The following is a 25,416-nucleotide window of genomic DNA, read 5'->3' as shown; positions in this document are numbered from 1 at the left end:
CATACGTTCGCTCGCAATGACATATCTTGCACAGTTGATAGAAATGGTTAAATCTTACTCCATGTTCCTACTGAACTCTGTTTATAACAGTCAATCATCGGTGTCGCAATAGTTAGTTCATTTATTGTTTTAACTATTAGACTTAAATTATCCAAACCATCATATATTATAATTATTCTTTGAAAATGTGCAACATAGTGTTTGTTATTAAGAATTTCTTGTATATCAAATGGGGCAATGATTATTAGAATCGTAGCTTGATTAGGATTCTCTAGCTGATGAGTAATATAGACTGGTTGTTTTTCTGGTAATGGATCAAGCTTACTACCATGTGGAATAAACTGTTTTCTAGAATAAGTCCATATCATCTTATTCAGTGATTCTTGGACTTCAATATCTGGAGCTAAAACGACAATTCTCAAATTGCTATGATAAGATTTTTCTACTAAAAGACAGGTTGTCTTATATAGTAATCCTTCAGCAGTATGGTAAAGACTAAATTGTTGCATGATTATTCTCTTAATATTTAAAACTTGATTATCGAGTGTTACATCAAATTCAGGTTATTAGAAGCCCTCTATCTCTACCTTCCAAATCCTTATAAACTTGCTTAACCGTATAACCATAACTAACAAAAATTTCTGTAACAGCTGCCAATTGATTAAAACCAATCTCTAAGAATAATTTACCATTTTGTTTTAAAAATCCCTTGGCTTCTTTAGCGATTATGTAATATGAAGCTAATCCATTATCTTCGGCAAATAAGGCTAAGTGGGGTTCATATTTCAGGGTCTCAGGAGACATATAAACAGTATCATCAAAAGAAATATATGGTGGATTACTTACGATGATATCAAATTCTTGCTTTTCTAGATTATCAAACCAGTTACTATTAATTATTTTAAACCTATCATAAACTTTATGTTTTATAGCATTTTGACTAGCTATAGCAATCGCTTCGTTACTTATATCAGTTGCAGTTACATTGCTATTTGGCATTTCCAGTAACAAGCTCAAAGCAATACAGCCACTACCTGTGCCAAGTTCCAATATTGTTAGCTCGGCATTTGTTTCAATACCCTTTAATTTAACATTTTTTAAAATTGCATCTACAATAATCTCAGTATCTTGCCGAGGAATAAGCACTTTATTATCTATGATAAATTGGTAACCATAAAACTCTTTATACCCTATAATGTAGGCTATTGGTTCTAATAATATACGTCTATTAACTAAATTTTTAAAAATAATTTGTTCTAGCTCGGTCAATCTTTCTTCTGATCTTGCTAATAAATATTCAATAGATTTACCAGTTACATGCTGCATCAATATGCGTGATTCTAAGTTGGCTGATTTAATACCTACTGTTTGTAATTTGCTAGCAGCATAAATTAAGGATTCTTTTATATTCATGCAATTATTTCTACAATATCCTGTGGCAAAGGTGATTCAAATTCTAATAATTTATCACTTACCGGGTGGGAAAAACTTATATACCAAGAATGTAATGCTTGCCTCTTGAAATCCATTAATTTTTGTGGTACTATGCTAAAATTAGAGCTAACTTTCTTGCTATTCTTGCCATAAGTTTGGTCTCCTACTACCGAATGTTTTAAATGACTCAACTGTACTCTGATTTGATGAGTTCGCCCAGTAGTAAGTCGACATTCTACCATACTTATAATACCATCAAAAAATATTTCCTCTGTTTTATAATGAGTAACCGCCTCTTTGCCACCAAATTTTAGAATAGTCATTTTTTGCCGTGTAATACGGTCTCTGCCGATATTATTTCTTATAACCCCCTCTTGTGGATTGATAATACCCCAAACGAGTGCTTTATATTTGCGCACAAGATTACGGCTTTCTATTTGTTTTGCAAGCTGTACATGGGCAAAATTATTCTTTGCTACCACCATAAGACCTGATGTATCTTTATCCAAACGATGAACTATGCCAGGTCTTTCTAACCCTCCTATGCTAGATAAAGATTTTGCATGGTGTAATAAGGCATTTACTAGAGTATCCTGGTGGTTACCACTACCAGGATGGACTGTCATACCAGCTGCTTTATTGATCACCATTAAATCTTCATCTTCATAAAAAATATCAAGTTTAATATCAGCTTCCTGCATTGTTAATGGATCAGGGTCTTTAAAAAATACTGAAATAAGGTCATTCTCCTTGACCTTAAAGTTAGAATCAGAAATAATCAAACCATTAACTTGTACTTGGAAGTCATTTATACTTTTCTGGACTTGGCTTCTAGATGTTTTACTGATAAGGCTTACCAAAGCCTTATCAAGTCTAAACCCATCTAGATTGTTAGGTACGTTATATTCTTCCATTGGCTAAAATATTTTAAAATAATAAAATGACTCATTTAACAAAAAAAATCAATCAACTAAAATGGTTGCAAACAATTGGTATAGATTATTATTTGTCAGAATCAACTATTAATCAGCAAAAAATACAGATTAATTCTAATATTAAAGCTAAGCCGATTAGTATTCCACCAGCTCTACCTAGCTCCAACAGCCCTGGTCATTTCCACGTAGGTAAGAAGCTAGAACTTGTACAAAAACAGGATGACATCATTTCGTTGTCTAGAACTTTAGCTGACTCAGCTCGCAATTTAGAAGAATTAAAAAAACTACTAATGGATTTTGATGGTTGTGGTTTAAAGAAATTAGCTAATAAAACCGTATTTGCTGATGGCAATCCACAAAGTTCTATAATGTTTATTGGGGAAGCACCGGGTAGTAGCGAAGATGCACAGGGAATACCATTTTGTGGTGAAAGTGGTAAGTTACTCGATAATGTCTTAGCCTCTATCAATATTTCAAGAGAACATAACGCTTATATTACTAACACTGTATTTTGGCGGCCACCAGCCAACCGCCAACCAACGCAAGAAGAAATAGATATTTGCCGACCTTTCGTTGAGAAGCATATCGCTTTAATAAACCCAAAACTAATTGTTTTAGTGGGAAACGTTGCAGCAACCAGCTTACTTGGCAAAAATGCTGGTATAAGTAAAATCAGACAAGAATATTATTTATATACCAATCAGTATCTTAGCAAGCCAATTCAAACCACTTCTATCTTCCATCCTGCCTATCTGCTTAGACAACCAATGCAGAAAAAAAACACTTGGTATGATTTACTAAAAATCCATGAATATATCAATACAAGTCGGATATAGGGTGTTGTCAAACTACCATAGTACCCTACATTTTTATTTCACTACTGTTAAGGGGTCTTCCGAGCGTCATTGCGAGAAGCCGCTGAAAGCGGCGACGCGGCAATCCAAGATACGCGAAGCGTTACTCTAAAAAAACAGCTTCGCTGTTTACCTAGATCGCCACGGCATCTAAAGAGCCTTGCTATGACGATTATAGAAAAATGTAGGGTACTATGTCAAACTAAACGCCCCTAGTTGCTTGTTTCACTCCTTTTCCTACAATGCTATCTTTTATTGCTACACCTAGATTAACAACACTTTTGGCAAGTTCTCCAGTAGCTATCGCATTGTTTAAAGTACCTTTAGCTATAGTACCAACCGCATGACATGCAGATTTTATCACATTCCCTACTGCATTTAAAATTGGATTATTTCTAACTGCATCAGCTGAACCTTCAAATATTTTTCCAACTTTCATTAATTGATCTTTGGCAAATTTTTCTAGGCGTCCAATTGGACTCTTTTCATAATTTTCTCTACTCTGTTCATCAGCAAAAGCTTTGATAGGAGAGGCATGCACAGTATCAGTATAATCTGTCACCCCTTGTCTTACTTTGTCAAAACCATTCTTAAAATCTTGAAAAAGTTTTTGTGCTTGTTCACCTTGCAATTTCTCCAATCCTTTTAATTGTGCAATTTTCTGCAAATTTTCTTCTGCATTTTGTAAATAATTTGCAATTTCACTTAATGCTATGTTTAAATCTTCAAATGGTCCAACACCGCTTCTTGTTCCCACGCCTTGGTCATGAGTCGGGGTTATACTTACCCCCGTAGCTTCTTCCTTATAAGACGGTAGAGAATCCACTTTTGGATTATTATCGTCACTTTTACTCATAATATCCTCTATTTTAATTATACTATTCACCTAGAAGCTATCATAAAAGTAACTGCACCGCAACCACTAAAAATCTAAATCAGCATAACAAGGTGGCGGAGTGAAACCTGGTATTTGGTCATGTAATAAGGAGCGGAAGCTAGGTCTAGATTTGATGATTGCATACCAATGACGAATAGACAGCCATTTGTCCCAACTAATTTCGCCAAAATAATCTAGAACCGATATATGACAGGCAGCAGCTATATCTGCACAACTTAAAGAATTTGATGCAATAAAGCTACGCTTTTCAAATAAATTTGACATATAGTTTAAATGGTGTGATAGATTATTTTTTGCTGCCCTAAGAAAATCGGTTCTAGGACCACCTAATTGGCAGAAGGACCTTACTATTTTTTCATCGATAATAATTTTTGTTACTTCACGGTAAAATTTTTCGTTAAACCAACTGAGCAACCTACGAATTTCACATTTAATATCAATATCTTCATCGATAAAATTAAAATTTGGATATTTTTCATGTAAATACTCAGTGATGGGATAAATTCCTGCTATAATTAGAGTGGACGCCTCTTGTAAGACAGGTGTCGTCCCCGCCTGATTTAAAGACAAAAATTCCTTATCTCGAAGCCAATAATCCTCCTTAACCATAGTAAACTGCACATCTAGCTCTTTTAAATACACCCGAACTTGACGTGATAATGGACAAATAGGATAATGGTATAATTTTCTCATATCCCTTATTTAAACATTAAATCTAAAATGCACCACATCCCCATCCTGCATTTTATACTCCTTGCCCTCTAAACGCATTTTACCCATTTCTTTGGCTTTTACTTCCCCATTAAACTTTATATAATCCTGATAGCTAATAACTTCAGCCCGGATAAAACCTTTCTCAAAATCAGTATGAATAATACCGGCTGCTTGAGGAGCTAGCGTACCATTACGAAAAGTCCAGCCATGTGTTTCTTTGGGACCTACAGTAAAAAAGCTTCTTAGGTCTAATAAATTATACATTTCTTTGATAATTTTACTTAGACCCGTTTCCACAAGACCCATACTATTTAAGAATTCAGATTTCTCTTCGTCACTTTCTAAAATTGCAATATCCGCTTCAATTTTTGATGAAATAATAACATGTTTTGCACCTTCTTCTTCAGCTTTTTTTGCTACAAGTTCCGTAAATTTATTACCAGTAACCGCATCTTCTTCCAGTACATTGCAAGCATACAAAACCGGCTTAGAAGTTAATAATTGTAATTGTTCCAAAGCCTCTTTACTATAAGTCCCAATCATGCTACGGACTGGTTTACCTATTGCAAGAGTTGCTTGAATCTCTTTTAATAATTCTACTTGCTCTTTTAAAGCTTTATCGCCTGTTTTCAAACGTTTCTCAGAATTTATTAAGCGTTTTTCTACCGATTCAAGATCTGCTAAAATTAATTCTGTTTCTATTATCTCAGCATCATATATTGGATCAATCTTATTATGCACATGAGTAATATCTATATCTTCAAAACAACGTAGTACGTGCAAAATAGCATCAACCTCTCGTATGTGAGATAAAAACTTATTACCAAGCCCTTCACCTTTACTTGCCCCTTTTACCAAACCGGCAATATCGACAACTTCTATATAAGTAGGAATAATTTTAATAGAATTAGCAATAGCTGCCAACTCATTTAGCCTATCATCCGGTACTGATACTATAGCAGAATTTGGTTCTATAGTGCAGAAAGGATAATTAGCCGCTTCTGCTGCAATACTAGAAGTTAGAGCATTAAATAAAGTTGATTTTCCTACATTTGGTAAACCAACAATACCACATCTTAGTGTCATAAATCTTTCCTTAAATAATATGCTTCCGAATCTTTATCATAGCCACTTCTTACAAACTCTAATTTAAAACCTAATTTTTCATAAAATGGTCTGGCCTGCCAATCGGTAGTATTTAAAGTCATAAATTTACAATTACGCTCTCGTGCTAGATTTTCTGCCTTGGACATTAGCAAAGTACCGTAATTCTGACCTCGAAAATCTTCAGAAACCCATAACGTATCAACGTGTAAACAACCATAAATAAGTACACCTTTTATACCAGCAACAAAGTTTTTATCCTTATCAAAACACGAGAAGGAAAATGATTGGACAGCATCAAGACCCTTCTTGTTTTTAGCAAGTTCATCTAACCCATCCTGCATTATCTTTGAATATTGTGCATCCATGTCATCTGCATAGACACAAGTTAATTGTTGTTTCATATTTAAACGATGCTTCTTTTAAACTCTTCCATTTCACCTGAAAGCAATAAACGGAAATTATTAATTATTACCTCAATGGAATTAACAATAATTTTATACTCTTCTTTAGAAAAAGCAGATAAGACGTAATCCGATACATCGCCATTAGCTACTGGTCTTCCTACCCCGATTCTGATACGGTGATAATCATTTCCTATACACTGATCCAATGATTTTAGACCATTATGTCCACCACTACCACCAGCCAATTTATATTTTATTCTACCAGTTTCTAAATCTATATCATCATGTAAAACAAAAATATTTGGTGGTTTGATATTATAGTAAGAACATATTGCTTGTACTGCTTTACCGGACAGATTCATGTAAGTCAGAGGCTTTGCTAATAGTAATTTATGCCCCTCTATTGTCCCTTGAGTCAGTTCAGTCTGAAATTTGGATTTTGTATTCCAAGAAATTTTATAATATTCTGATAAATAATCAATAGCCATGAAGCCAACATTATGGCGAGTATTTTGATATTCTTTGCCGGTATTTCCTAAACCTACAACAAGTATATATCCTTTGTCTTCAGATTTAAGCATATTATAATATCATTAGAGAGAGATTTGCACTTATATACTCAGGCAGAACTTCAAGAATTGGCGTTCCCGCGAGCAAAGATCGAAGCTGCCTAGTTACTAATAGACTTGCTGCATAAGTCAATCTAGTTGGTGATTTTGTCGTCGAAACTCGCCTCCGCTCCTCACGTACGTCTGTGTACGCGAAGGTAGCCGGCTTCGTTTCTCCTAAAAATCCCGAAAGCTTCTTTGATTTATGCAGCAAGTCTAATGTACGCTACGCTGCTCGACTTTGCTACTGCCTAGCTCTTCTTGAAGTTCTACCTGAGTATACCTTATAGCTTCAAAAACAACTATTTTGTCGGCTTCACTTCTTCAGTTGCAGCTTCTTCATCTTCTGACTTACTACCCTTACGACCGATTATAGTAGCCATAATAAAATCATTTTTACTAGCTAGCTCGACTCCTTCAGGAAGTTTAATGCTTTTTGCTTTTAAAGACTGACCGATATGCATGTTAGTAACATCAATATTAATATTTTTAGGTATATTATTGACATCACATAAAAGAGTTATAGTTCTTTTTATTATATTGAAGAATCCACCTCTTTTAACTCCCAAAGCTCTTTCTTTACCCTCATAGACTACCGGCACTTCCATTCTTTGGGTTTTTTCCTCTAAATGGACAAAGTCAACATGCCTAACTATGTCAGTGATAGGATGCAATTCTACAGCCTTTGGTAACACTTTATGCGTTTTACTACCCACTTTAATTTGAATAACTGTAGAGATAAAACCGGGTTTTCTATAATGCTTAGTTATCTCTTTTTCTTCGATAGAAACGGCTAAGGCTTCTTTACCTGCTCCATAAACTATGGCTGGAACCATACCTTTCCTACGTAGTTCTCTTGCGACTCCCGTACCAAATTTCGCCCGCATTTCTGCTGCAAGTTCTAATAGTTCACTCATCTTTTTCTCCTAAGAGCTTTTAAAGCATAGATGATAGTACTAAATGTTAAAAAATTCAAGTATTAATTTGACAAGCAGCTTTAAAGCTGCTTACATTAATGCCACAGGGTAATTTCAAAATTGTAATCAATACTAAAAAAATATCATTGCCTAACTAAAAGCGGGCATGATATCTTTTTTGCTTACCCTACTATTTACTAGAGTTAATAAGGAGGTATTTACATGTCGAAAGATAAAGATCAACAAATAGAAAGCGTGTTATCACAGGAAAAAGGTAAATTACTGGATACAATAAATTCTGTAGGGAATCTTTTAGAGGCTAATAAACAATTAGAAAATAGTAGACATCTACAACAGAAAGTGGAAGATTTAAAGAAAGAATACCCTTCTTTACCTTGGTTTAAAAGGTTTGTACATACTGTTACACAAGTAAAATATCTGTTTATACAAAATGATAAGGAAATTGCTGAAAAAAAGAGAAGAGACAACAGAAAGGCTCTCAAAAATGTTGACAATAAGTTAAGAGATGTAGGTAAAAAAAACTTATATTTACAGAAAATTATAGATACAGAGTTACAAGCAGGATTTGATGATATCATAACCAAAGAACTATCAGAGAAACAACTAGAAAAGGTAAAAGGATTAAGAGAATCCTTAGTAAATTTAGGTATATCTCATGAAAAATTTAGCCAAATTGTACCACAAGTTTATAATGCTGATGAAGCAAAGGCACTACACCAAGAAAGAATAAGACTGTTACACGTACAACAAGACCTAGTTAAGTTGGTAAAGGCTAATGATAATATTAAAGAACTTCTTACTATAAAGAAAGACTTAGCAGACTTACGGGAAGAATTACCATCAACATGGCTAGATGGTCTTAAAAAAATTACTGCAAAGATTAAGCATGTTTTCGTAAAAACTCCAGAACAAATTTTAAAAGAAAACATACCTCTCAATAATAAAATATTACAAAGGGTTGATGAGGGATTAGAGATCACTGGTAAAAACATAAAAGATTCAACAGTAGCTAGAACAAATAAGTTACGGAAAGAACTAGAAAAACTTAAAGGTAGAGATATACTAGACTTCAGGTCAGACAAAGTGGAAGCTTTAAGAAATGAGCTTGAAACCACTTTTATATCTGCAGTTACTGCTTCACAGCCATTATCTACAAGCCAAGATTTGGCTCAATCTCAAGCCATGTCATCATCAATGCCTGAACGGATAACACCTAAACGCCCAGCACCACCTCCCCCACTTACGCGTACTACGTCGATGCCGAACCCAACTATTCATCAAGCAGCGGGAAACACTATAACAAGCTCTCTTTCATCTTCACCCCTTCCCCATACATCATTGCAGGATTCACAAAATATTCAGCATGGAGAGGAAACTAAACCGAAAGCACATATAGCTGGTAAAGGCAAAGCACCATCTCCTCCACCGTCGCAGAATCAAGAGGGGCAGCAAGCAGTGGGAAATGCTATGGCAGTACCACCTCCTCCGCCACCACCTCCACCTCCTCCGATAGAAGGTTTACGTGCCACTCAGCAAGCAGCAGGAAATGCTATGGCAGCACCTCCTCCACCGCCCCCTCCGCCACCGCCTGCAGAACCTACGGCAGGTCAAGCTCAGAAGGCAGCAGCAGTAACACCGCAAGGACAAGGAGAAGATAGGGGAGCATTATGGGATGAAATTAGGAAGGGGATACAACTTAAAAAAGCACCCACAACAACCCATCCAGTATCTCCACCGTCAGGTTCTGATCATGACAAAGCAACAGTAAGAGAGCAAGGGGAAGGAGAAACAAAATTCTTAACTGAAATGGTACTGAAGGCAAAGCTTAGAGAAGAAAAACTATCTGTATTAGGGGGAAATAAAGCACTAGAAGAACTAGAGAGAAAACTAGAGGAAAAACCAAAAACACCACCTACTAGCCCTTCTGGTTCAATAGCAGATAGCCTTAGACAGGCTATAATAGATAGATCTAAGGCATTTCGTGATGATGAAGATGAGGAACCTGAACATGCTGATCTTGTGAAACTTATTGAGGGAAAGATTGTTGATGAGAATACCCTTAAAACTCTTATTAACAAGGCTGGTGTTAAAGATGATAAGGAGCTAATTAAACTTATTAATGATGACGACATTTGGGATGATGAAGATAGGGAGAAAAAACGAGATAAAGTCATCCAGCAGCTAGAGAAGATTAAGGAAAATCTTGATAGAGGAGAATTGGCTGAGTTACCGTCTAACCCTGTTGCTAACGTTGATACGACAAAAGGACAATTCCCACCAAAGTTACAGTCAGCAGCAAAAGCTATTGGAGGAAATCTCCCCATGACCCCAAAAGATGGATACAAAACCCTTCCTCCTACTCCATCCCCCAAACTAGTTGGTATCAAAAAAGAGCCTAGTTCTAGGGAAGTATAGTAATTTATGCGAATTTGGGATAACATCTAGGCTACCTCATGTCTTGTATACTACTCCCGCGAATTTGGGATAAGAATTAACTAATTCTTATCCTGAATTCTTATGTTATTGTTACTGATTATGACACATATAACAACTATTGATTGTAATTTTAAATTATTTTTTAATTTGTGATTAAATTGTTGTTGATTATTTAAATATTTGGTATATTAGTTGATCTAGGATAAAAAAAATAGCTTTATGAAAACTACCTTACCTAGTCGTTCACTAGTGATTAAAGAAAAGCTAGATAATATTGTTAAAGAAATCCTATATGTAGGCAAATCAAAAATAGCAATGATTATCTTATTTGGCTCTTATGCTAGAGGAGATTGGGTAGAGGATATAGAGAAGGTAGGGGATATTAGTTATTATAAGTATCAAAGTGATTTTGACCTTTTGTTGATTTTAAAGAACGGAGAATATGCCGGCTATCCAGCTATAAACCTACAACATAAGATAGAGAATAGGCTAGGTAAAAAATTCTCATTAGATGAAAAACCACCAATTACTCTGATACTTGAACCTATTAAACTGGTAAATAGGCAACTGGAAAAGGGGCAGTATTTCTTTAGTGATATCAAGAAAGAGGGCATTCTTTTATATAATAGTGGTGAATTTATACTATCTGAAGCTAAGGAACTATCATGGAAGGAACGTAGACCAATAGCTGAGAAAGATTACAAATATTGGTTTAAAAAAGCCAAGGACTTTCTATTGCTTGCTCATTTGTGTTTAGATATAGAACAATTGAATAATGCAGCCTTTATGCTTCACCAAGCTACCGAGAGCTTTTATAATGCTATCCTGTTAGTTTTTACTGGTTACAAGGCAAAGTCACATGATATACTGGGACTTGGCGATAGGGCTAGAAGTCATCATTACGATCTCTATAAGATATTTCCACATGAGACTCCTGAGCAAGAAGAGTGCTTTACGTTATTGCGAAATGCTTATGTTGACGCAAGGTATGATCAAGATTATACAATTAGTAAAGAACAATTACTTTACCTTATTAACCGGGTAGAGGAATTAAAGATAGTGACTGAAAAGATATGTCTAGAAAGGATTAATAAAATAGAAGTATACTCAAATGATTTGAAGAATTGGATTTGAAGAATTGGATTTGAAAATGAATGGTGAGCATGCGAATCCATGATATGTTCAAAAAACAATTCGTAGGAGCAGAAGAGTATACTGCTCGTAAATGAAGAGTTGGGTAGACAATAGTATAACTTCAAGAAGAGCTAGGAGTATCAAAGTCGAGCGGCGTAGCGTACATGAGTAACTAGGCAGCTTCGATCTTTAGACATGACGACGCCAATTCTTGAAGTTCTACCTGAGTATATAATCAAAAATTAAATTCTAATATGCGTATACCATCAATATTTAAGAAAATATTACTAATTATTCGCCAAAGTAGTCGTATAATTGTTAAATTAGTAATTATAGATCAATTAGTAAAATGGTATCTTATAGGTTATCTAAGAGGTAAAGCTGGTCTAACGCTAGAAATAACCAGCTTTTTAGATATGGTTTATATTTGGAATTATGGAATTAGTTTTGGAATACTTCGAAATTATTACCAGTATAGTAATATGCTTTTTATAGTTGTTAACTCTGCCCTTATAGCATATTTGTGGTATATCTTATTAAAATGTAAAACAATGCCAAGCTTCGTTGGTTATAGTTTTTTTATTGGTGGTGCTATTAGTAATTTGATCGACCGTTTTGTTCATGGGGCGGTATTTGATTTTATTTATTTTCACTATAAAGATTTTGGTTTTCCGGTATTTAATCTAGCAGATAGTTTCATTTCATTAGGTGCAATATTCTTATTACATGATTATTATAAGACCAAGAAAATTGTTGAACAACAACAAGATGTTGAATATAATCACGCTCGATTGCAAACTGAAGCGGATAGGATTCGTGAGCTTGATTCTAAGAAAAATATAAATTTATAAAGAGGATTGATATGTACTCAAATGATTTGGAGGATGGGGAAAACAAACAAGGGATAAGCGAACGCAAACAGTACAATAAGGTACGTGAGTACGCGAATACCCAGCAAGTATTTGCAAAAACCAATTCTTTAAAGCAGAAGAGTATGCGTATAATTTTTTTGTTATTTACTACCTTAGTAACACTGTCTGCCTGCAATAAAAAAGTAAAAGAAACAATAGGTATAGTGACACCTGGTCCTGATGAGTATAGGGTACAACGCAATAAAACCTTAGAAGTTCCCCCTCACTATGAATTGCCTTCTATCGAAGAAAAAGATACAAAGAGCCACAAAATTCATTCTCCAAAAAATCTCAATGATGGAGAGCAAGCTTTAATAGATGACATGGAAAAATAATGCTATTATTTTAATATTATATAATTTTTTCACTTAGTGGACAAAAATTTTGATATATACTCGATTAAAATCAACAATTGCCGGAGTCTAAAACAAGGTGAGTGATAATAATAAAAGTGTTGTGTTAAATTTTGGTCCACAACATCCAGCTACCCATGGGGTATTAAGATTAATTTTAGAAATGGATGGTGAGGTTATCAATAAAGCAGACCCGCATATTGGATTGCTGCATCGTGGTACTGAAAAATTAATTGAGCATAAAACATACCTACAAGCTATACCATATTTTGATCGGTTAGATTACGTATCGCCAATGTGCCAAGAACACGCTTTTGCCTTAGCAGTTGAAGGATTGCTTGGCTGCAACGTGCCAAGACGAGCAGGGTTTATTCGAGTGATGTTTTCTGAGCTTACTCGTATCCTTAACCACATACTGAATATAACAACACAAGCCCTAGATGTTGGTGCTACTACCCCCCTATTATGGTTATTTGAGGAACGCGAAAAAATTATGGAATTTTATGAGCGTGTCTCCGGCTCTAGAATGCATGCAAATTATTTTAGACCTGGTGGTGTTGCACAGGACTTACCAAATGGTATACTAGAAGATATAAATATTTTTGTTCAGCAATTCTCAAAAAAACTAGAAGACGTCGAGACTCTGTTAAATGACAATAGAATTTGGAAACAACGCTTAGTAGATATCGGAGTAGTAAGTCAAAAAGAAGCTATGGATTGGGGGTTTTCTGGTCCAATGCTTAGAGGCTCAGGCATCGCATGGGATATTAGAAAGGCTACCCCGTATGATGTATATGATGAGCTAGACTTTGATATACCAATTGGCAAAAATGGTGATTGTTATGATAGGTATTTGGTGCGTATTGAAGAAATGTACCAATCACTTAAAATTATACAGCAATGTCTTGAAAAAATGCCAAAGGGTTCTATTAAAACCGATGATCCTAGAATTGCACCACCCTCAAGAGAAAAAATGAAAGAATCAATGGAAGCCATGATTAATCATTTTAAACTTTACACTGAAGGATATGATGTACCAAAAGGCGAAATATATAAATTTGTTGAAGCACCAAAAGGCGAGTTTGGTGTGTATTTATACTCTGATGGAACAAACAGACCTTATAGATGCCGGATTAAAGCCCCTGGGTTTGCTCATCTACAAGGTCTAGACTTTATGTCGAAAGGACATTTGATGGCAGATGTGGTAACTATTATTGCCAGTCTTGATATTGTTTTTGGAGAAATTGATCGATGAATGATGAACCACTAAATTTCAGTTTTAATGATGAGAACTTAAAAAAAGCCCAAAATATCATTAAGAAATATCCTGAAAACAAACAAAAGAGTGCGATCTTGCCATTACTTGACCTTGCACAACGCCAAATGAATGGTTGGTTACCAAGAGGCTGCATAGAGTATGTAGCAAATTTTTTAAATTTACCTTTCATCCGAGCATATGAAGTTGCAACATTTTATACCATGTTTAATCTAAAGCCAGTAGGACGATATCATATACAAATTTGTGGGACTACTCCTTGTTGGCTAAGGGGTAGCGATAAAATTGTAACTATTTGTAAAAAAAAACTTGGTATTAACTTTGGTGAACTAACAAGTGATAAAAAATTTAGCCTTACAGAAGTTGAATGTTTGGGAGCTTGTGTCAATGCACCAGTTGTACAAATTAATGATGATTTCTTTGAGGATTTGGACGAAAAAAAAATGGCTGATTTAATTGATAACCTCACCTGACTTCTGCTGGTAATTTATTCGTGCTACCTCTGCTCCTCAAATACATTTGAGTACGCTGTGGATCAAGATTCCGTGGCTTCTTTAAATTCCTCAGCATAAGCAAGTTTGCCAAAGATATCTAATGTTGTAGATATTGATGATTTGGTTAATTGCTATACTCTTCTGCTCCTACGAATTGTTTTTTGAAAATATCACGGAATTCGTATGCTCATGTACTAATATGCATACCTAGCATACTCACCATTCATTTTCAAATCCAATTCTTCAAATCATTTGAGTATAGAAAAAAAATAATAGACCTCTTTCGAAACTCGCTTGTGCGCAAGGGATTTGAAGGAGACGCTTCACCTCGAACCGCAGCGTACTCTAATTCCGTTACGGATTCGAGTACCGCATCATTGTCCAAATCACCAGCAGAAGTAGAGTTTCGAAAGAAGTCTAATATCAAAAATTGAAATAATAAATTCTTGAACAATATCACTACTGGTTTAAACTTTCACTCTTTAAAGATAATTATTTATTACAATAGAAATTAAATTATTGACATCTAAACTACTTAGCATAGCATAAGAAATATGATATATAATTAAAGAGGTGTATTTATGCTACGCAAGGTGATTCTGAAGGAACTAATGAAATTGGATGTTTTAGGTACATTACAGCAACTAGTAGAATCAGCCAAATTACATCTTAAACAGGGCGATAAGAATAGCTGTATGACTGAGCTTGATAAACTAGAAGAGTATCTAGAAAATTTTCAAGATATTAGTATGATGCAATCAATGTTTGAAAAACATGCAATAGAACAAGGGCTAGAAAATGATGATATCCTAGAGATTGATAAACATAAACGAGATTTATAGCGGTAGATATATCTATAATAAGTATAATCTCAATTCTTATATCGAATTCAAGGGCAAATATACTCGAAGATTTGAAGAATAGGGACAATAAACAATGGGTGAACAACCAATTATAGATAAACTACGTGAATACGCAAATTCCTCGCAAGTATTTACGAAGCCAATTCTTTAAATCATTCGATCCACATAACAACAATGTTAGTATTTTATTTTAATAATTTACTAACATGTCATGCACTTTTGACAGCCAATATCTCTTTTCCCCCTTCTAATTTGTTTATAGAACCGTGATATTGTTACAACCAAGACTTATTATTTCAATTTTCGGCATTATTTTTTCTTGCTATTAATTAACCAAATTATCAATATCTATTAGTATTAATAAATATATTAAGGTGAATAAATGATAGGATATCAGCAAGAACAAAGAAGCCTAACGAAAGAACAAAAAGAAGCTGTTGGATTGCTATCGATTGGGACTTTTTTGGAATATTTTGATCTGATGCTTTATGTTCATATGGCTGTACTGTTAAATGAGTTGTTTTTTCCAAAAGCCGATCCTCATACTGCAGCAATTTATTCTGCTTTTGCTTTTTGTTCTACTTATTTATTAAGACCATTTGGGGCTTTACTATTTGGTTGGATAGGAGATAATATTGGACGTAAGGCGACTGTTATTATTACAACTTTTATGATGGCTTTATCCTGTTTTGTGATGGCTACTCTTCCAACTTATGCTGAAGTTGGACTCATTGCTACTATATTAGTTACAATATGTCGAATTCTTCAAGGCTTATCATCTATGGGAGAATTTATAGGTGCACAATTATATTTAACTGAAATAACAAAACCACCTATCCAATACCCAGTAGTAGCATTAACCTCTGTCTTTTCTATATTAGGTGGTACATTTGCATTAGCTATTGCATCTTTTACAACGTTACATAATTTAAACTGGCGTATAGCATTTTGGTTTGGAGCAGGGGTAGCTATAATAGGTGTTATAGCCCGAACAACTTTAAAGGAAACTACTGATTTTGCTGACGCAAAAAGACGGGTGGAAAATATTTTAGGTGACTCAAAAAAAGACTTAAAATCTAATCCTATATGGAAAGGAATTGTAGAAAAAAATAGTGATAGGAAAAACATAATAGCTTTGTTTTTTATGGATTGTGCTTGGCCAGTATGTTTTTACTTTGCTTATGTTTATTGTGGTAATATTCTTAAGCAAGATTTTGGATTCAGCTCAGAACAAATCATTCATCAAAATTTTATTGTTTCAATAATTCAATTAATAGGAATGTTAGTATTGACTTTTTTAAGTTATAAAGTTTATCCACCAAAAATCATCAAAGCTAAACTATGCTTGTTTATAATTGTTATGTTATTTACCCCAATGTTAATAACAAAAACATCTAGTCATTATACTATATTTTTTATTCAATGTTGTATAATGCTATTTGCCTGTGACTATGTGCCAGCAGTACCAATAACATATAGGCATATATCAATTTTCCGACGTTTTACTTATCCATCTTTTTCTTATGCTTTATCACGTGTTATAATGTATATAATAACTTCATTCGGACTGGTGTATTTAGTTGAGTTTTTTGGCTATATAGGATTATTAATTATAATGATACCTGTGGTTATAAGTTATAGTTTTGGTGTAATGCATTTTTGTAGATTAGAGAAAGCGGCTGGTAATTATCTTGATAAGAAAAATTAGTTGCATTTAAATCAATATCTGTCAATACATTAATAGTAGTATATGTGTGTATTAATTTTGATACGCTAGGTAACCCTAAATATTCTGCTAGAACTATGAAATACCGTAAGGTCTCTTCTATAATCTTTTTAGCTTTCTCCGGTGATTTAGCACTAACCGTTCGTATATTATGTAATCTGTCAAATAACTTAACTAAAAGCACATCATGTTTCTTTTCTTTATATAACATTTCGACCATTTCCGCCGAGCTAATCTTGCCATGAGGCTTAACTCTTGTCAAGTCTTGCACTTGACTAGCCACTTGACTGCCAAAAATATAGGCAATCATCTTTTCGGTAAGTGTTGTATCTTCGATGGTGTCGTGTAGTAATGCGGTAACAATCATGTCTGTTCTGAAATATTGTGGAAGCTCTAGGGCTGTGTACTGGGCAAGCATATAAGCCACTTCAATCGGATGCGAGTAATAAGGCTCACCAGACTGCCTCATTTGACTGCCATGATATTTTTTAGCATAGTAGATGCCTTTTTTGACTTCATACATGTCTATTGGTTGCTTTACTTTTTCATTGAGCGAAATTAATTCATTAAGCAACCTCTCAGCATATGCACAATACTGGTATTTTGAATTATCCCAATAGTTAATTTTTTCCATAGAAAACCATAATATTTTAATGCTAAAGTCATTATAAACTAAAATTTTGACTATTTAAAGCATATAATATTTTTTTGTATAAAGATTTATGATATAATACAACCAATTCTAGATGAAGATTTATTAGCCTTTCTAGGTACATGGTTCATAGTAGTTGTGGTTGGTTTATTCTTATTTGACAGATTCTTTGTTAATTCTAATGCTTTGGACTTTAAATCTTTTTCTTTAGAAGTAGCTTTAGCACTTTTCTCAATAAAACAACTCTGTATTGGCTTGCCTGATGGTAGTTTGATGGCGTGGTTGAACTTAGTGAGTTGCTCATTAAATACCTTTGCATCCACTCCCTCAACTGGCAACTGATCACGAGTTTGTTTTACTAATTTTACTAGTGTATCAATTTCAGATTGCATAGACTTAGCAATTATTGGTTTATTTTCAGGTTTGACCTTATCAGCACAGTCTTTAGGTGTAAGTTGTAATGCTGCACCATACATGAGATCTCTTATATAAGGATCTTTCTCTACACCAACACCTTGTCTAAAACACTTAAACAAGGAGAGAGGAGCTTTTTCACTACCTAAAGTTAATGCAAACCAAAATTCCATAGCAGCCATTTTCCAACTTGCATCTATTTTGCTTTGTGGTGCATCCTGATCTTCCATATCAGCAGCTAAGCCATAATAGTACTCTCCCCAACGGTGATGATGTTCAGAGGTAAGTTTATTTTGTGATGTTGATTTTGCCATAATAATACCTATTATTTATCTTTAAATCCTTTAATTCTGCTAATCTCTTCCACCTCTACCTTTGCTAGTATCTTTATCCTTTGGGTTATTAAGATTTATAGAATTCGTTCTTTGTAATTGAGTGTCCTTATTTTCTTTACCACTTAATATTCCCATATGTTTCTCTAACTTATAATCAGAAATTATTTGTTTTGTATCTAACTCTTGTTGCGATACTGGAACGGCTAGGCTTTTTGACGATAATGTACTTCTAGATTTTGAAGGTGGCAAAGTAATAAAAGTTTGGGGCTGTTTTTCCATTGGAGTTAACTTTTTAGCCATTTCCTCTGGAGTAATATCGTATATCTTATGAAATACTTCTTCCCAAGATTGTACTAAACCTTCGTTACATCTATTGTTCTCAGCTAATTCTTTATTAAGACAAATATTGTAAGCCTGTTGTTTTATTCCTTGCTTGTATGCTTTGTACTGATCTATTTTCTTATTAACTAAATTACAGTAATCTTCATGATGTTTTTTCTGATTAGCCAACAAGACTCTTTCCGGGTGATTCTCTGATAAATGCTTAACTTGTTCCTCATATTCCTCAATTTTCTTTATTTCATTAGAGTGATGTTCTCGTTCTATTTTAGCTAGCTTTTTAGTTAGCCGCATGTGTTTACTACGAGCGTTTTCTTCTTTTATTTGTTCAGGTGTTTTACTGAATTTCTGCTTTTCTTCCTCAGTAAGTTTCCGACCTGCTTTTGTAGCTTCAAAGATTTCGTGTAAACTTTCATTATCTTTCCTTTGTCTATTAAGAGAATCATCATAAAAAGAATCAAAAGCTTTATAAATGCCTTGAAATTTATGCTCTCTATCAATTTTTTCTTGTTCTTTTGCTAATCTTATGCCCTCATTGAAATCCACAACTTGGATTTGCTCAGTTGTTTCATAATCAAGAGTTTTACTTACTGCAGTTGCTATTAATTCCAGTATTCCAATATCTATCCCTAACTGACTAGCCATTAAAGCTAAACTACCAGCATCAGCTATAATCAAAGCTAATTGCGTCCTTGAAGTAGCATTACGTACCCTCCCCTCAAGTTTTTCATACTCTTTTTTAATGAAATTCCTCTTAGAAGCATCATTATCTAAATCATTGGTCATTTTATATTTCACTTATATTTCACCATATTAGGGTTTGGTTAACTATTTTATTATTAAAACTAATACTAAATTATTAGTCAAGCATTCTTAAATTGTAACTATTATTAATTTCTAATATTTTTTTATCTATAAAAACAATATCCAATAATTCACTAGCATGGTATATGTGAATGAGGGTCAATAACTCTCTGATCTCAGTTGATATTTTAGCAACATCTTCATTAGACTTACTGCATAAGTCAATCTAGTTGGTGATTTTGTCGTCGAAACTCGCCTCCGCTCCTCACGTACGTCTGTGTACGCGAAGGTAGCCGGCTTCGTTTCTTCCTAAAAATCCCTCAACTATCTTTGATTTATGCAGCTAGTCTATTATTTATAAGCACTATGAATAGCAGCAACACCTAAAGTAAGATTCTTATAACTAACATCAGTAAAGCCGACATCCTTTAGCATAATTGCAAAACTCTCCTGATCTGGGAATACATTAATACTTTCCACCAAATATTGATAAGCTGATTCGTTGTTTGCTATAATTTTACCAATCTTAGGAATAATATTAAACGAATAAAACTGGTATAATTGCTTCAAACAATCGTATTCCACTTTAGAAAATTCTAAACATAAAAATTTCCCCCCAGGTTTTAGTACTCGATATGCTTCTTTTAGGGCATTGTCAATTTTTGCCACATTCCTAATACCAAATGCTATAGTATAATAATCGAAACTATTATCAGCAAAAGGTAAGCTTTCTGCATCAGCGACGACATACTCTAAACCCTGTAATATATTACTATCAATAGCTTTGTGACGTGCTACCTCCAGCATATCATGATTTATATCACACATTGTCAACTGCACTAATATATTTTTTGCCGATGCTCGCTTTATTATTCTAAAAGCTATATCACCTGTGCCACTTGCCACATCCAATATATTTGATTTTAAATTGGGAATTTGCCTAACAAATTCATCTTTCCACAAACGATGTACTCCCAAACTCATTAAGTCATTCATTACATCATATTTATTAGCAACACTAGAAAAGATATCTTTAACTAAATCTCTTTTCTGATCAAAGCTCACTTTTGAGAAGCCAAAATTTACTTGCTCAGATTGGTTATCATTATTTTTCATATTACTACTTAGTGCTAAGTTGTTTATATGTTATATTATGATATATAATGAATTATTAATAGTGTTAAAATGTAAAAATGCCAGAACTTCCTGAGGTTGAAACATTAAAACGTTGTCTAGAACAGCGAATAGTAGGGGCTACCATCAATAAACTCGATAAGAAACGAGATGATATACGCTATAAACTAAGCGATCAGTTAGAGTCAAATGTAGAGTTAGCAAGAATTGTAGCTTTAAGACGTAGAGCAAAATATTTGCTAATAGATTTGGATAATTATTATTCCATTATTGTACATCTTGGCATGACTGGTAGGCTGACCCTACAACCTAGTGATTATAAGCTACAAACGCATGATCATGTGGTTATATCTTTGACAACTTGCGAGAAATTAGTTTTTAATGATCCACGACGTTTCGGGATGATTTATAGTATGCTAACAAACCTTGCCCAAGAAAAATTTTTACTAAATTTAGGTGTAGAACCTTTGTCAAATGATATGTCTGATGAGTATCTAAAAACAAAATTATTAAATCGCTCTGTTCCGATAAAAAATTTATTAATGGATAATCGGATTATTGTCGGTGTTGGTAATATATATGCTTCTGAAAGCCTTTTTATTGCTAAAATACACCCAAGCAGACTGGGTAGTAGTTTGTCAAACAAGGAAATAAGTAATTTGGTATTAGCCATTAAAAATGTTTTAACAAAGGCAATATCAGCAGGAGGTACTACTCTCAAAGATTTTGTTAGCGGTGATAGTAAACCTGGTTACTTCCAACAAGAATTACAGGTTTATGCACGAGAAAATCAAAAATGTCTAAACTGCGAGGGAATAATAAGGAAAATAAAACAATCCGGCAGAACTAGTTTCTATTGTTCTATTTGCCAAGAATGATAGGTATAGTCAATTCAGGAGAATTGGATAGCAGGAACGATGGAACGAAGCCTCTAGATAATAGGCGAGCGATCGAAGACGACGTTACCAAACTCTTATCAATTGACTATAATCTAAAAAACCCTGTTTTATTTGCCCGTGAAATTATATAGAATAAACAATAAACTATGGTGTTTATTACCGTAATTATTGGGGTAATTGGTATGTCAAGATATAATGACACTACTAAGCCAAGGAAGTCTACAATTAAAGCTACGATAACTGAATTGATAATCATTTGTACTGGATTACTAGAAATCATCCTAGCAGTCATGGCTGGAATCAGCAAAATACTAGTAACGAGTAATGCCCCAACAATCTTAATAGTCAAGAATACTGATAAAGATAACAGTAACAAAAATGCCAATTCAATCGTTCTTACTTTCACCCCCTTAATTTGTGCAATATCTCTATTAATGACAATTAGAATAATCTGGCTATAGAAATACCAAACGAAAGAAATAACGAATATAAGTATAATTGATAAGGTTAATATATCATTTAAAGAGGCAGATAAAATATCGCCAAATAATAGGTTAGTGATCTTAATCTGTAGTGGGTACATATAACCTACTACTAAGGCTAAAGATAACATAAAACTTGATATTAACATTACCACGCTACTACCACCTGACCTATGTTTTAACGTAAACACCAAGATAGCAAATATAACGGCAACAACTAGTCCTGAATAAACAACAGGCAAATGGACAAGGATACTAATACTTCCAGCCAGTAAACTCGCGTGCGAAAGACCATCACCAAAATAAATATATTTTTTCCATAAGCTTATACAACCAAGAGGAGCAAAAATTAGACTGATTAGAATTATAGTTAATATTATTATAGTCATTTTATACGATTTTTGCTAGATAATTTGAGAATAGCACTTAGTGCTTCATGATTTCTATGGTATATTAGGAATGGATTCTATAACCAGTAAAGAAATATGTCTACAAAATCTTCTATTAATCAAATAGAACTAGAAAAGTTTAGTAAAATTTCTAGCGGGTGGTGGCAGGAAGATGGAGAGTTTAAAATTCTTCATCAAATAAATCCTATTCGTCTTGGTTACATAATAGATAAGATAAAAGATCATTTTAATATAGATGACGATGTAGTACTATCTTCAAAATTAGATATTTTAGACGTAGGATGTGGCGGGGGATTAATTACCTCTGCTCTCTGTAAACTAAATGGCACAGTCACTGGCATAGATGCACTACAAAGTAATATAGATATTGCGATGAAGCATGCTGAAGAAGAAAATTTGAATATACAATATCTTAAATCTACTGCTGAGGAATTAGTATACTCAAATAGCAAACAGTATGATGTGGTACTATGTTTAGAAGTTATGGAACATATAGACAATCCTAGTGATTTTGTAAAAAATCTTGCCAATCTAGTAAAACCAAATGGCATGATTATAATTTCAACAATTAACCGTACTGTAAAAGCTTATATGTTAGCTATTTTGATGGCAGAATACCTGCTTAATTGGATACCAAAAAAAACCCATGACCATAGTAAATTTCTTAAACCATCTGAAATTTATTCTATGTTTAGTAAAAATAACATAGAGCTTAAAGAGCTTAAGGGCTTAACTTATAATATTGTCAATAGAAGTTGGCAGTTGAGTGATGATATAGAGGTAAATTATTTTGCTTATTTAACTAGACCTCTTGCAGAACTCCCTCTAGATTAACTTTAAAGAAAATACTATGACTATAATTACTAGATTCGCCCCCTCCCCTACTGGCTTCTTGCATATTGGCGGGGCAAGGACAGCATTGTTTAATTATTTATTTGCCAAACACCATAATGGCAAATTTTTACTTCGAATTGAGGATACTGATAAAACAAGATCAACCGAAGATGCAGTAAATGCTATATTTTCTGGTTTGAAATGGCTTGGTTTAGACTGGGACGGTGAAGTGATTTTTCAGTCTAAAAGAAATGATTTATACAAAAAAGCAGCTCTGAAATTACTAGATGAAGGAAAAGCTTATTATTGTTTTACACCTCAAGAAGAAATAGATCGGCAGCGAGATAATGCTATAGCTAATAAACAACATTTTTTATTTCAAAGTCCTTGGCGAGATGCTGACCCTTGTAACTTTCCGAAAGGTTACCAATCCACAAAAGCAGTGATTAGGCTGAAAGCTCCAAGAACTGGCTATACAACTATCCATGATGCTTTACAAGGGGATGTTACCATTGAAAACTCCCACCTAGATGATATGGTGCTGTTACGTAGCGACGGAAGTAGCACCTATATGTTGGCAGTAGTAGTGGACGACCACGATATGCAGATTACCCATATTATCAGGGGGGATGACCATTTAACTAACGCTGCTCGTCAAATCCTACTTTATCAAGCCTTTGGTTGGGATGTACCACATATGATACATATACCATTAATACACGGTGATGATGGGGCAAAATTATCTAAAAGACATGGTGCTCTTGGAATAAAAGCATACCAAGATATGGGATATTTACCCGAGAGCTTGTGTAATTATTTACTAAGGTTAGGATGGAGTCACAAAGATAATGAGATTATTTCAAGACAACAAGCTATAGAATGGTTTAACCTTGAAGGGCTTGGTAAATCACCTTCCCGTCTTGATTTTGCCAAAATGGATAATTTAAATGCTCATTATCTACGTCAGCTTGATGTTAAGCTATTAACAAAAATGATTTGTAAGAATTTGCAAAAAACTTATAAAATCACCACGGAAGAAACGGAATATATTAAGCAAGCAATGCCAAACTTAAAAATAAGAAGCACAAATTTAGTCGAATTAGCTGAACTAGCCAAGATTTACTTGATTAACGTTCCTATTATCTACTCTGAGGAAGCCAAAGAGATAATCAAGAATTGTGATAAAAATTTGCTAGAGCAAGTTATTGAGGAATTAAAGAATTTACAAAATTCTGATAAAGACTCAATTCAAATAAAATTTAAAGAAATAGCCAAGAATAATAATATTAAACTTGCAGATCTCATGCAATCCATTAGATCTCTAATAACAGGTATGACTGCTTCCCCAAGTATTTTTGAAATTATCGCCATAATTGGTAAAGAAAATGCTATTGCTAGGTTGAAATGTACTCAAATGATTTAATAGATTTAAATGATTCTATGAATGGGGACAATAAACAAGGGGTGAGCGGACTAGCTATACATGAAGTACGTGAGTACGTGAATTCCCAGCAAGTATTTACAAAGAAACAATTCTTCAAAGTAGAAGAGTATATATTTCACAACCTAGTTGGAACATATGCTATTACAAGAATTTTAGGCAATTATGGTACAGCTAAAGGAATCGCTTACTTTATAGAAGATAAAGGACATAGCTCACCTCATTCACGTATATTATACAGAGAGGAGCTTGATGTTGAATATTATGGTAATACCAATAGGGTAAAAGCTTTTAAGGAGTATCTATACTCTCTAGAGCAAAACAAAATTGTTAAATATTTTGTTAATGAAAATAACAATGGTCTATTTTACCAATTACATTTTATCTCTAATACTCCTTTTCAGGATAAACTTCAGGCTAAAGGTACACATCAATGTAACTTAGATATTTATCAAGCTAATTACACATTTTTAAATAAGAATTCTTTTGAACTGAGTTATAAAGTTTTAGGCCCTAACAAAAATTATACGATAAAAACTAGTTTTACTAGAATATCCTGAATTCAATATAATGTAACATTACCGTAC

Annotated in this window: 27 protein-coding genes; 13 read left to right on the top strand and 14 right to left on the bottom strand. The window is 33.8% G+C overall.

Annotation, left to right across the window (positions count from 1 at the left end):
* Nucleotides 1-47: 47 nt before the first annotated feature.
* The 3 genes from ACFEL2_RS06130 to ACFEL2_RS06120 are packed head-to-tail and all read right to left on the bottom strand — an operon-like array spanning nt 48 to nt 2,348.
* Nucleotides 48-509 carry a DNA polymerase III subunit chi gene (locus tag ACFEL2_RS06130; RefSeq protein ID WP_375331780.1) on the bottom strand — a complete coding sequence of 154 codons (462 nt, stop codon included), beginning with the start codon at nt 507-509 and terminating at the stop codon, nt 48-50.
* A gap of 49 nt (nt 510-558) precedes the next feature.
* Nucleotides 559-1,413, bottom strand: coding sequence for a peptide chain release factor N(5)-glutamine methyltransferase (gene prmC, locus ACFEL2_RS06125; RefSeq protein WP_375331779.1), 855 nt, complete (start codon nt 1,411-1,413; stop codon nt 559-561).
* Entirely contained in the window at nt 1,410-2,348 is a 939-nt protein-coding gene (locus tag ACFEL2_RS06120) for an RluA family pseudouridine synthase (protein ID WP_375331778.1), read from the bottom strand. The genes prmC and ACFEL2_RS06120 overlap by 4 nt, the downstream gene beginning before the upstream one ends.
* 26 nt (nt 2,349-2,374) lie before the next feature.
* Between ACFEL2_RS06120 and ACFEL2_RS06115 the strand changes: the two genes are divergently transcribed.
* On the top strand, nt 2,375-3,205 hold the full coding sequence (locus ACFEL2_RS06115; RefSeq protein ID WP_375331777.1) for a uracil-DNA glycosylase family protein: 831 nt from the start codon (nt 2,375-2,377) through the stop codon (nt 3,203-3,205).
* 220 nt (nt 3,206-3,425) lie between these two features.
* Here the strand turns inward: ACFEL2_RS06115 and ACFEL2_RS06110 are convergent, their stop codons facing one another.
* The 6 genes from ACFEL2_RS06110 to ACFEL2_RS06085 form a co-directional block, all read right to left on the bottom strand.
* Nucleotides 3,426-4,079, bottom strand: coding sequence for a hypothetical protein (locus ACFEL2_RS06110; RefSeq protein ID WP_375331776.1), 654 nt, complete (start codon nt 4,077-4,079; stop codon nt 3,426-3,428).
* Nucleotides 4,080-4,145: 66 nt separating this feature from the next.
* Nucleotides 4,146-4,814, bottom strand: coding sequence for a glutathione S-transferase family protein (locus ACFEL2_RS06105; protein WP_375331775.1), 669 nt, complete (start codon nt 4,812-4,814; stop codon nt 4,146-4,148).
* A gap of 9 nt (nt 4,815-4,823) precedes the next feature.
* Nucleotides 4,824-5,921, bottom strand: coding sequence for a redox-regulated ATPase YchF (gene ychF / locus ACFEL2_RS06100; RefSeq protein ID WP_341751877.1), 1,098 nt, complete (start codon nt 5,919-5,921; stop codon nt 4,824-4,826).
* Nucleotides 5,918-6,343, bottom strand: coding sequence for a GNAT family N-acetyltransferase (locus ACFEL2_RS06095; RefSeq protein WP_341751878.1), 426 nt, complete (start codon nt 6,341-6,343; stop codon nt 5,918-5,920). The genes ychF and ACFEL2_RS06095 overlap by 4 nt, the downstream gene beginning before the upstream one ends.
* Nucleotides 6,344-6,345: 2 nt before the next feature.
* The gene (gene pth / locus ACFEL2_RS06090; protein WP_375331774.1) at nt 6,346-6,927 is read right to left on the bottom strand and encodes an aminoacyl-tRNA hydrolase; all 582 of its coding nucleotides are present in this window, start codon (nt 6,925-6,927) and stop codon (nt 6,346-6,348) included.
* A gap of 329 nt (nt 6,928-7,256) precedes the next feature.
* A complete protein-coding gene (locus ACFEL2_RS06085) occupies nt 7,257-7,871 on the bottom strand; it encodes a 50S ribosomal protein L25/general stress protein Ctc (RefSeq protein WP_341751880.1) in 615 nt (204 codons plus the stop codon).
* Between the two features lie 222 nt (nt 7,872-8,093).
* Between ACFEL2_RS06085 and ACFEL2_RS06080 the strand changes: the two genes are divergently transcribed.
* The 8 genes from ACFEL2_RS06080 (at nt 8,094) to ACFEL2_RS06045 (ending at nt 17,067) form a co-directional block, all read left to right on the top strand.
* The gene (locus ACFEL2_RS06080; RefSeq protein ID WP_375331773.1) at nt 8,094-10,307 is read left to right on the top strand and encodes a WH2 domain-containing protein; all 2,214 of its coding nucleotides are present in this window, start codon (nt 8,094-8,096) and stop codon (nt 10,305-10,307) included.
* Nucleotides 10,308-10,547: 240 nt separating this feature from the next.
* On the top strand, nt 10,548-11,462 hold the full coding sequence (locus ACFEL2_RS06075; protein WP_341751882.1) for a HEPN domain-containing protein: 915 nt from the start codon (nt 10,548-10,550) through the stop codon (nt 11,460-11,462).
* A 254-nt stretch (nt 11,463-11,716) separates the two neighbouring features.
* The gene (lspA, locus tag ACFEL2_RS06070) at nt 11,717-12,313 is read left to right on the top strand and encodes a signal peptidase II (protein ID WP_375331772.1); all 597 of its coding nucleotides are present in this window, start codon (nt 11,717-11,719) and stop codon (nt 12,311-12,313) included.
* 11 nt (nt 12,314-12,324) lie between these two features.
* Entirely contained in the window at nt 12,325-12,708 is a 384-nt protein-coding gene (locus ACFEL2_RS06065) for a hypothetical protein (RefSeq protein ID WP_375331771.1), read from the top strand.
* Nucleotides 12,709-12,805: 97 nt separating this feature from the next.
* A complete protein-coding gene (nuoD, locus tag ACFEL2_RS06060; protein ID WP_375331770.1) occupies nt 12,806-13,981 on the top strand; it encodes an NADH dehydrogenase (quinone) subunit D in 1,176 nt (391 codons plus the stop codon).
* Nucleotides 13,978-14,475, top strand: a complete 498-nt coding sequence (gene nuoE, locus ACFEL2_RS06055) for an NADH-quinone oxidoreductase subunit NuoE (RefSeq protein WP_341751884.1) — start codon at nt 13,978-13,980, stop codon at nt 14,473-14,475. Before nuoD ends, nuoE begins: the two co-directional genes overlap by 4 nt.
* A 602-nt stretch (nt 14,476-15,077) precedes the next feature.
* Nucleotides 15,078-15,338 carry a hypothetical protein gene (locus ACFEL2_RS06050; RefSeq protein WP_341755734.1) on the top strand — a complete coding sequence of 87 codons (261 nt, stop codon included), beginning with the start codon at nt 15,078-15,080 and terminating at the stop codon, nt 15,336-15,338.
* 403 nt (nt 15,339-15,741) lie between these two features.
* Nucleotides 15,742-17,067, top strand: coding sequence for an MFS transporter (locus ACFEL2_RS06045; protein WP_375331769.1), 1,326 nt, complete (start codon nt 15,742-15,744; stop codon nt 17,065-17,067).
* On the opposite strand, the gene ACFEL2_RS06040 is transcribed toward ACFEL2_RS06045, so the two are convergent.
* The 4 genes from ACFEL2_RS06040 to ubiE form a co-directional block, all read right to left on the bottom strand.
* The gene (locus ACFEL2_RS06040) at nt 16,988-17,719 is read right to left on the bottom strand and encodes an HD domain-containing protein (protein ID WP_375331768.1); all 732 of its coding nucleotides are present in this window, start codon (nt 17,717-17,719) and stop codon (nt 16,988-16,990) included. The genes ACFEL2_RS06045 and ACFEL2_RS06040 overlap by 80 nt on opposite strands.
* 86 nt (nt 17,720-17,805) lie before the next feature.
* Nucleotides 17,806-18,465, bottom strand: coding sequence for a hypothetical protein (locus tag ACFEL2_RS06035; RefSeq protein WP_341751888.1), 660 nt, complete (start codon nt 18,463-18,465; stop codon nt 17,806-17,808).
* Nucleotides 18,466-18,504: 39 nt separating this feature from the next.
* On the bottom strand, nt 18,505-19,611 hold the full coding sequence (locus tag ACFEL2_RS06030) for a hypothetical protein (protein WP_375331767.1): 1,107 nt from the start codon (nt 19,609-19,611) through the stop codon (nt 18,505-18,507).
* Between the two features lie 369 nt (nt 19,612-19,980).
* Nucleotides 19,981-20,745, bottom strand: coding sequence for a bifunctional demethylmenaquinone methyltransferase/2-methoxy-6-polyprenyl-1,4-benzoquinol methylase UbiE (ubiE, locus tag ACFEL2_RS06025; RefSeq protein WP_341751890.1), 765 nt, complete (start codon nt 20,743-20,745; stop codon nt 19,981-19,983).
* Nucleotides 20,746-20,822: 77 nt separating this feature from the next.
* Between ubiE and mutM the strand changes: the two genes are divergently transcribed.
* On the top strand, nt 20,823-21,641 hold the full coding sequence (gene mutM / locus ACFEL2_RS06020) for a bifunctional DNA-formamidopyrimidine glycosylase/DNA-(apurinic or apyrimidinic site) lyase (protein WP_375331766.1): 819 nt from the start codon (nt 20,823-20,825) through the stop codon (nt 21,639-21,641).
* Nucleotides 21,642-21,747: 106 nt separating this feature from the next.
* On the opposite strand, the gene ACFEL2_RS06015 is transcribed toward mutM, so the two are convergent.
* On the bottom strand, nt 21,748-22,533 hold the full coding sequence (locus tag ACFEL2_RS06015) for a metal ABC transporter permease (RefSeq protein ID WP_341747497.1): 786 nt from the start codon (nt 22,531-22,533) through the stop codon (nt 21,748-21,750).
* Nucleotides 22,534-22,629: 96 nt separating this feature from the next.
* On the opposite strand from ACFEL2_RS06015, the gene ubiG reads away from it, so the two are divergent.
* The 3 genes from ubiG to ACFEL2_RS06000 are packed head-to-tail and all read left to right on the top strand — an operon-like array spanning nt 22,630 to nt 25,389.
* Complete coding sequence (ubiG, locus tag ACFEL2_RS06010; RefSeq protein WP_341751892.1) at nt 22,630-23,388, top strand: bifunctional 2-polyprenyl-6-hydroxyphenol methylase/3-demethylubiquinol 3-O-methyltransferase UbiG; 759 nt, start codon at nt 22,630-22,632, stop codon at nt 23,386-23,388.
* Nucleotides 23,389-23,404: 16 nt separating this feature from the next.
* Nucleotides 23,405-24,811 carry a glutamate--tRNA ligase gene (gene gltX / locus ACFEL2_RS06005; protein WP_375331765.1) on the top strand — a complete coding sequence of 469 codons (1,407 nt, stop codon included), beginning with the start codon at nt 23,405-23,407 and terminating at the stop codon, nt 24,809-24,811.
* Complete coding sequence (locus ACFEL2_RS06000) at nt 24,793-25,389, top strand: DUF6314 family protein (RefSeq protein WP_375331764.1); 597 nt, start codon at nt 24,793-24,795, stop codon at nt 25,387-25,389. Before gltX ends, ACFEL2_RS06000 begins: the two co-directional genes overlap by 19 nt.
* Nucleotides 25,390-25,416: the final 27 nt, after the last annotated feature.

This window comes from Candidatus Tisiphia endosymbiont of Temnostethus pusillus, assembly GCF_964264675.1.
In the GTDB taxonomy this organism is placed as follows: Bacteria; Pseudomonadota; Alphaproteobacteria; order Rickettsiales; family Rickettsiaceae; genus Tisiphia.
This window is presented reverse-complemented; position numbering and strand designations above follow the sequence as displayed.

Coding starts and splice junctions, on each gene's coding strand:
- ACFEL2_RS06130 (WP_375331780.1), bottom strand. CDS start 509: ATGCAACAATTTAGTCTTTACCATACTGCTGAAGGATTACTATATAAG.
- prmC (WP_375331779.1), bottom strand. CDS start 1,413: ATGAATATAAAAGAATCCTTAATTTATGCTGCTAGCAAATTACAAACA.
- ACFEL2_RS06120 (WP_375331778.1), bottom strand. CDS start 2,348: ATGGAAGAATATAACGTACCTAACAATCTAGATGGGTTTAGACTTGAT.
- ACFEL2_RS06115 (WP_375331777.1), top strand. CDS start 2,375: ATGACTCATTTAACAAAAAAAATCAATCAACTAAAATGGTTGCAAACA.
- ACFEL2_RS06110 (WP_375331776.1), bottom strand. CDS start 4,079: ATGAGTAAAAGTGACGATAATAATCCAAAAGTGGATTCTCTACCGTCT.
- ACFEL2_RS06105 (WP_375331775.1), bottom strand. CDS start 4,814: ATGAGAAAATTATACCATTATCCTATTTGTCCATTATCACGTCAAGTT.
- ychF (WP_341751877.1), bottom strand. CDS start 5,921: ATGACACTAAGATGTGGTATTGTTGGTTTACCAAATGTAGGAAAATCA.
- ACFEL2_RS06095 (WP_341751878.1), bottom strand. CDS start 6,343: ATGAAACAACAATTAACTTGTGTCTATGCAGATGACATGGATGCACAA.
- pth (WP_375331774.1), bottom strand. CDS start 6,927: ATGCTTAAATCTGAAGACAAAGGATATATACTTGTTGTAGGTTTAGGA.
- ACFEL2_RS06085 (WP_341751880.1), bottom strand. CDS start 7,871: ATGAGTGAACTATTAGAACTTGCAGCAGAAATGCGGGCGAAATTTGGT.
- ACFEL2_RS06080 (WP_375331773.1), top strand. CDS start 8,094: ATGTCGAAAGATAAAGATCAACAAATAGAAAGCGTGTTATCACAGGAA.
- ACFEL2_RS06075 (WP_341751882.1), top strand. CDS start 10,548: ATGAAAACTACCTTACCTAGTCGTTCACTAGTGATTAAAGAAAAGCTA.
- lspA (WP_375331772.1), top strand. CDS start 11,717: ATGCGTATACCATCAATATTTAAGAAAATATTACTAATTATTCGCCAA.
- ACFEL2_RS06065 (WP_375331771.1), top strand. CDS start 12,325: ATGTACTCAAATGATTTGGAGGATGGGGAAAACAAACAAGGGATAAGC.
- nuoE (WP_341751884.1), top strand. CDS start 13,978: ATGAATGATGAACCACTAAATTTCAGTTTTAATGATGAGAACTTAAAA.
- ACFEL2_RS06050 (WP_341755734.1), top strand. CDS start 15,078: ATGCTACGCAAGGTGATTCTGAAGGAACTAATGAAATTGGATGTTTTA.
- ACFEL2_RS06045 (WP_375331769.1), top strand. CDS start 15,742: ATGATAGGATATCAGCAAGAACAAAGAAGCCTAACGAAAGAACAAAAA.
- ACFEL2_RS06040 (WP_375331768.1), bottom strand. CDS start 17,719: ATGGAAAAAATTAACTATTGGGATAATTCAAAATACCAGTATTGTGCA.
- ACFEL2_RS06035 (WP_341751888.1), bottom strand. CDS start 18,465: ATGGCAAAATCAACATCACAAAATAAACTTACCTCTGAACATCATCAC.
- ACFEL2_RS06030 (WP_375331767.1), bottom strand. CDS start 19,611: ATGACCAATGATTTAGATAATGATGCTTCTAAGAGGAATTTCATTAAA.
- ubiE (WP_341751890.1), bottom strand. CDS start 20,745: ATGAAAAATAATGATAACCAATCTGAGCAAGTAAATTTTGGCTTCTCA.
- mutM (WP_375331766.1), top strand. CDS start 20,823: ATGCCAGAACTTCCTGAGGTTGAAACATTAAAACGTTGTCTAGAACAG.
- ACFEL2_RS06015 (WP_341747497.1), bottom strand. CDS start 22,533: ATGACTATAATAATATTAACTATAATTCTAATCAGTCTAATTTTTGCT.
- ubiG (WP_341751892.1), top strand. CDS start 22,630: ATGTCTACAAAATCTTCTATTAATCAAATAGAACTAGAAAAGTTTAGT.
- gltX (WP_375331765.1), top strand. CDS start 23,405: ATGACTATAATTACTAGATTCGCCCCCTCCCCTACTGGCTTCTTGCAT.
- ACFEL2_RS06000 (WP_375331764.1), top strand. CDS start 24,793: ATGTACTCAAATGATTTAATAGATTTAAATGATTCTATGAATGGGGAC.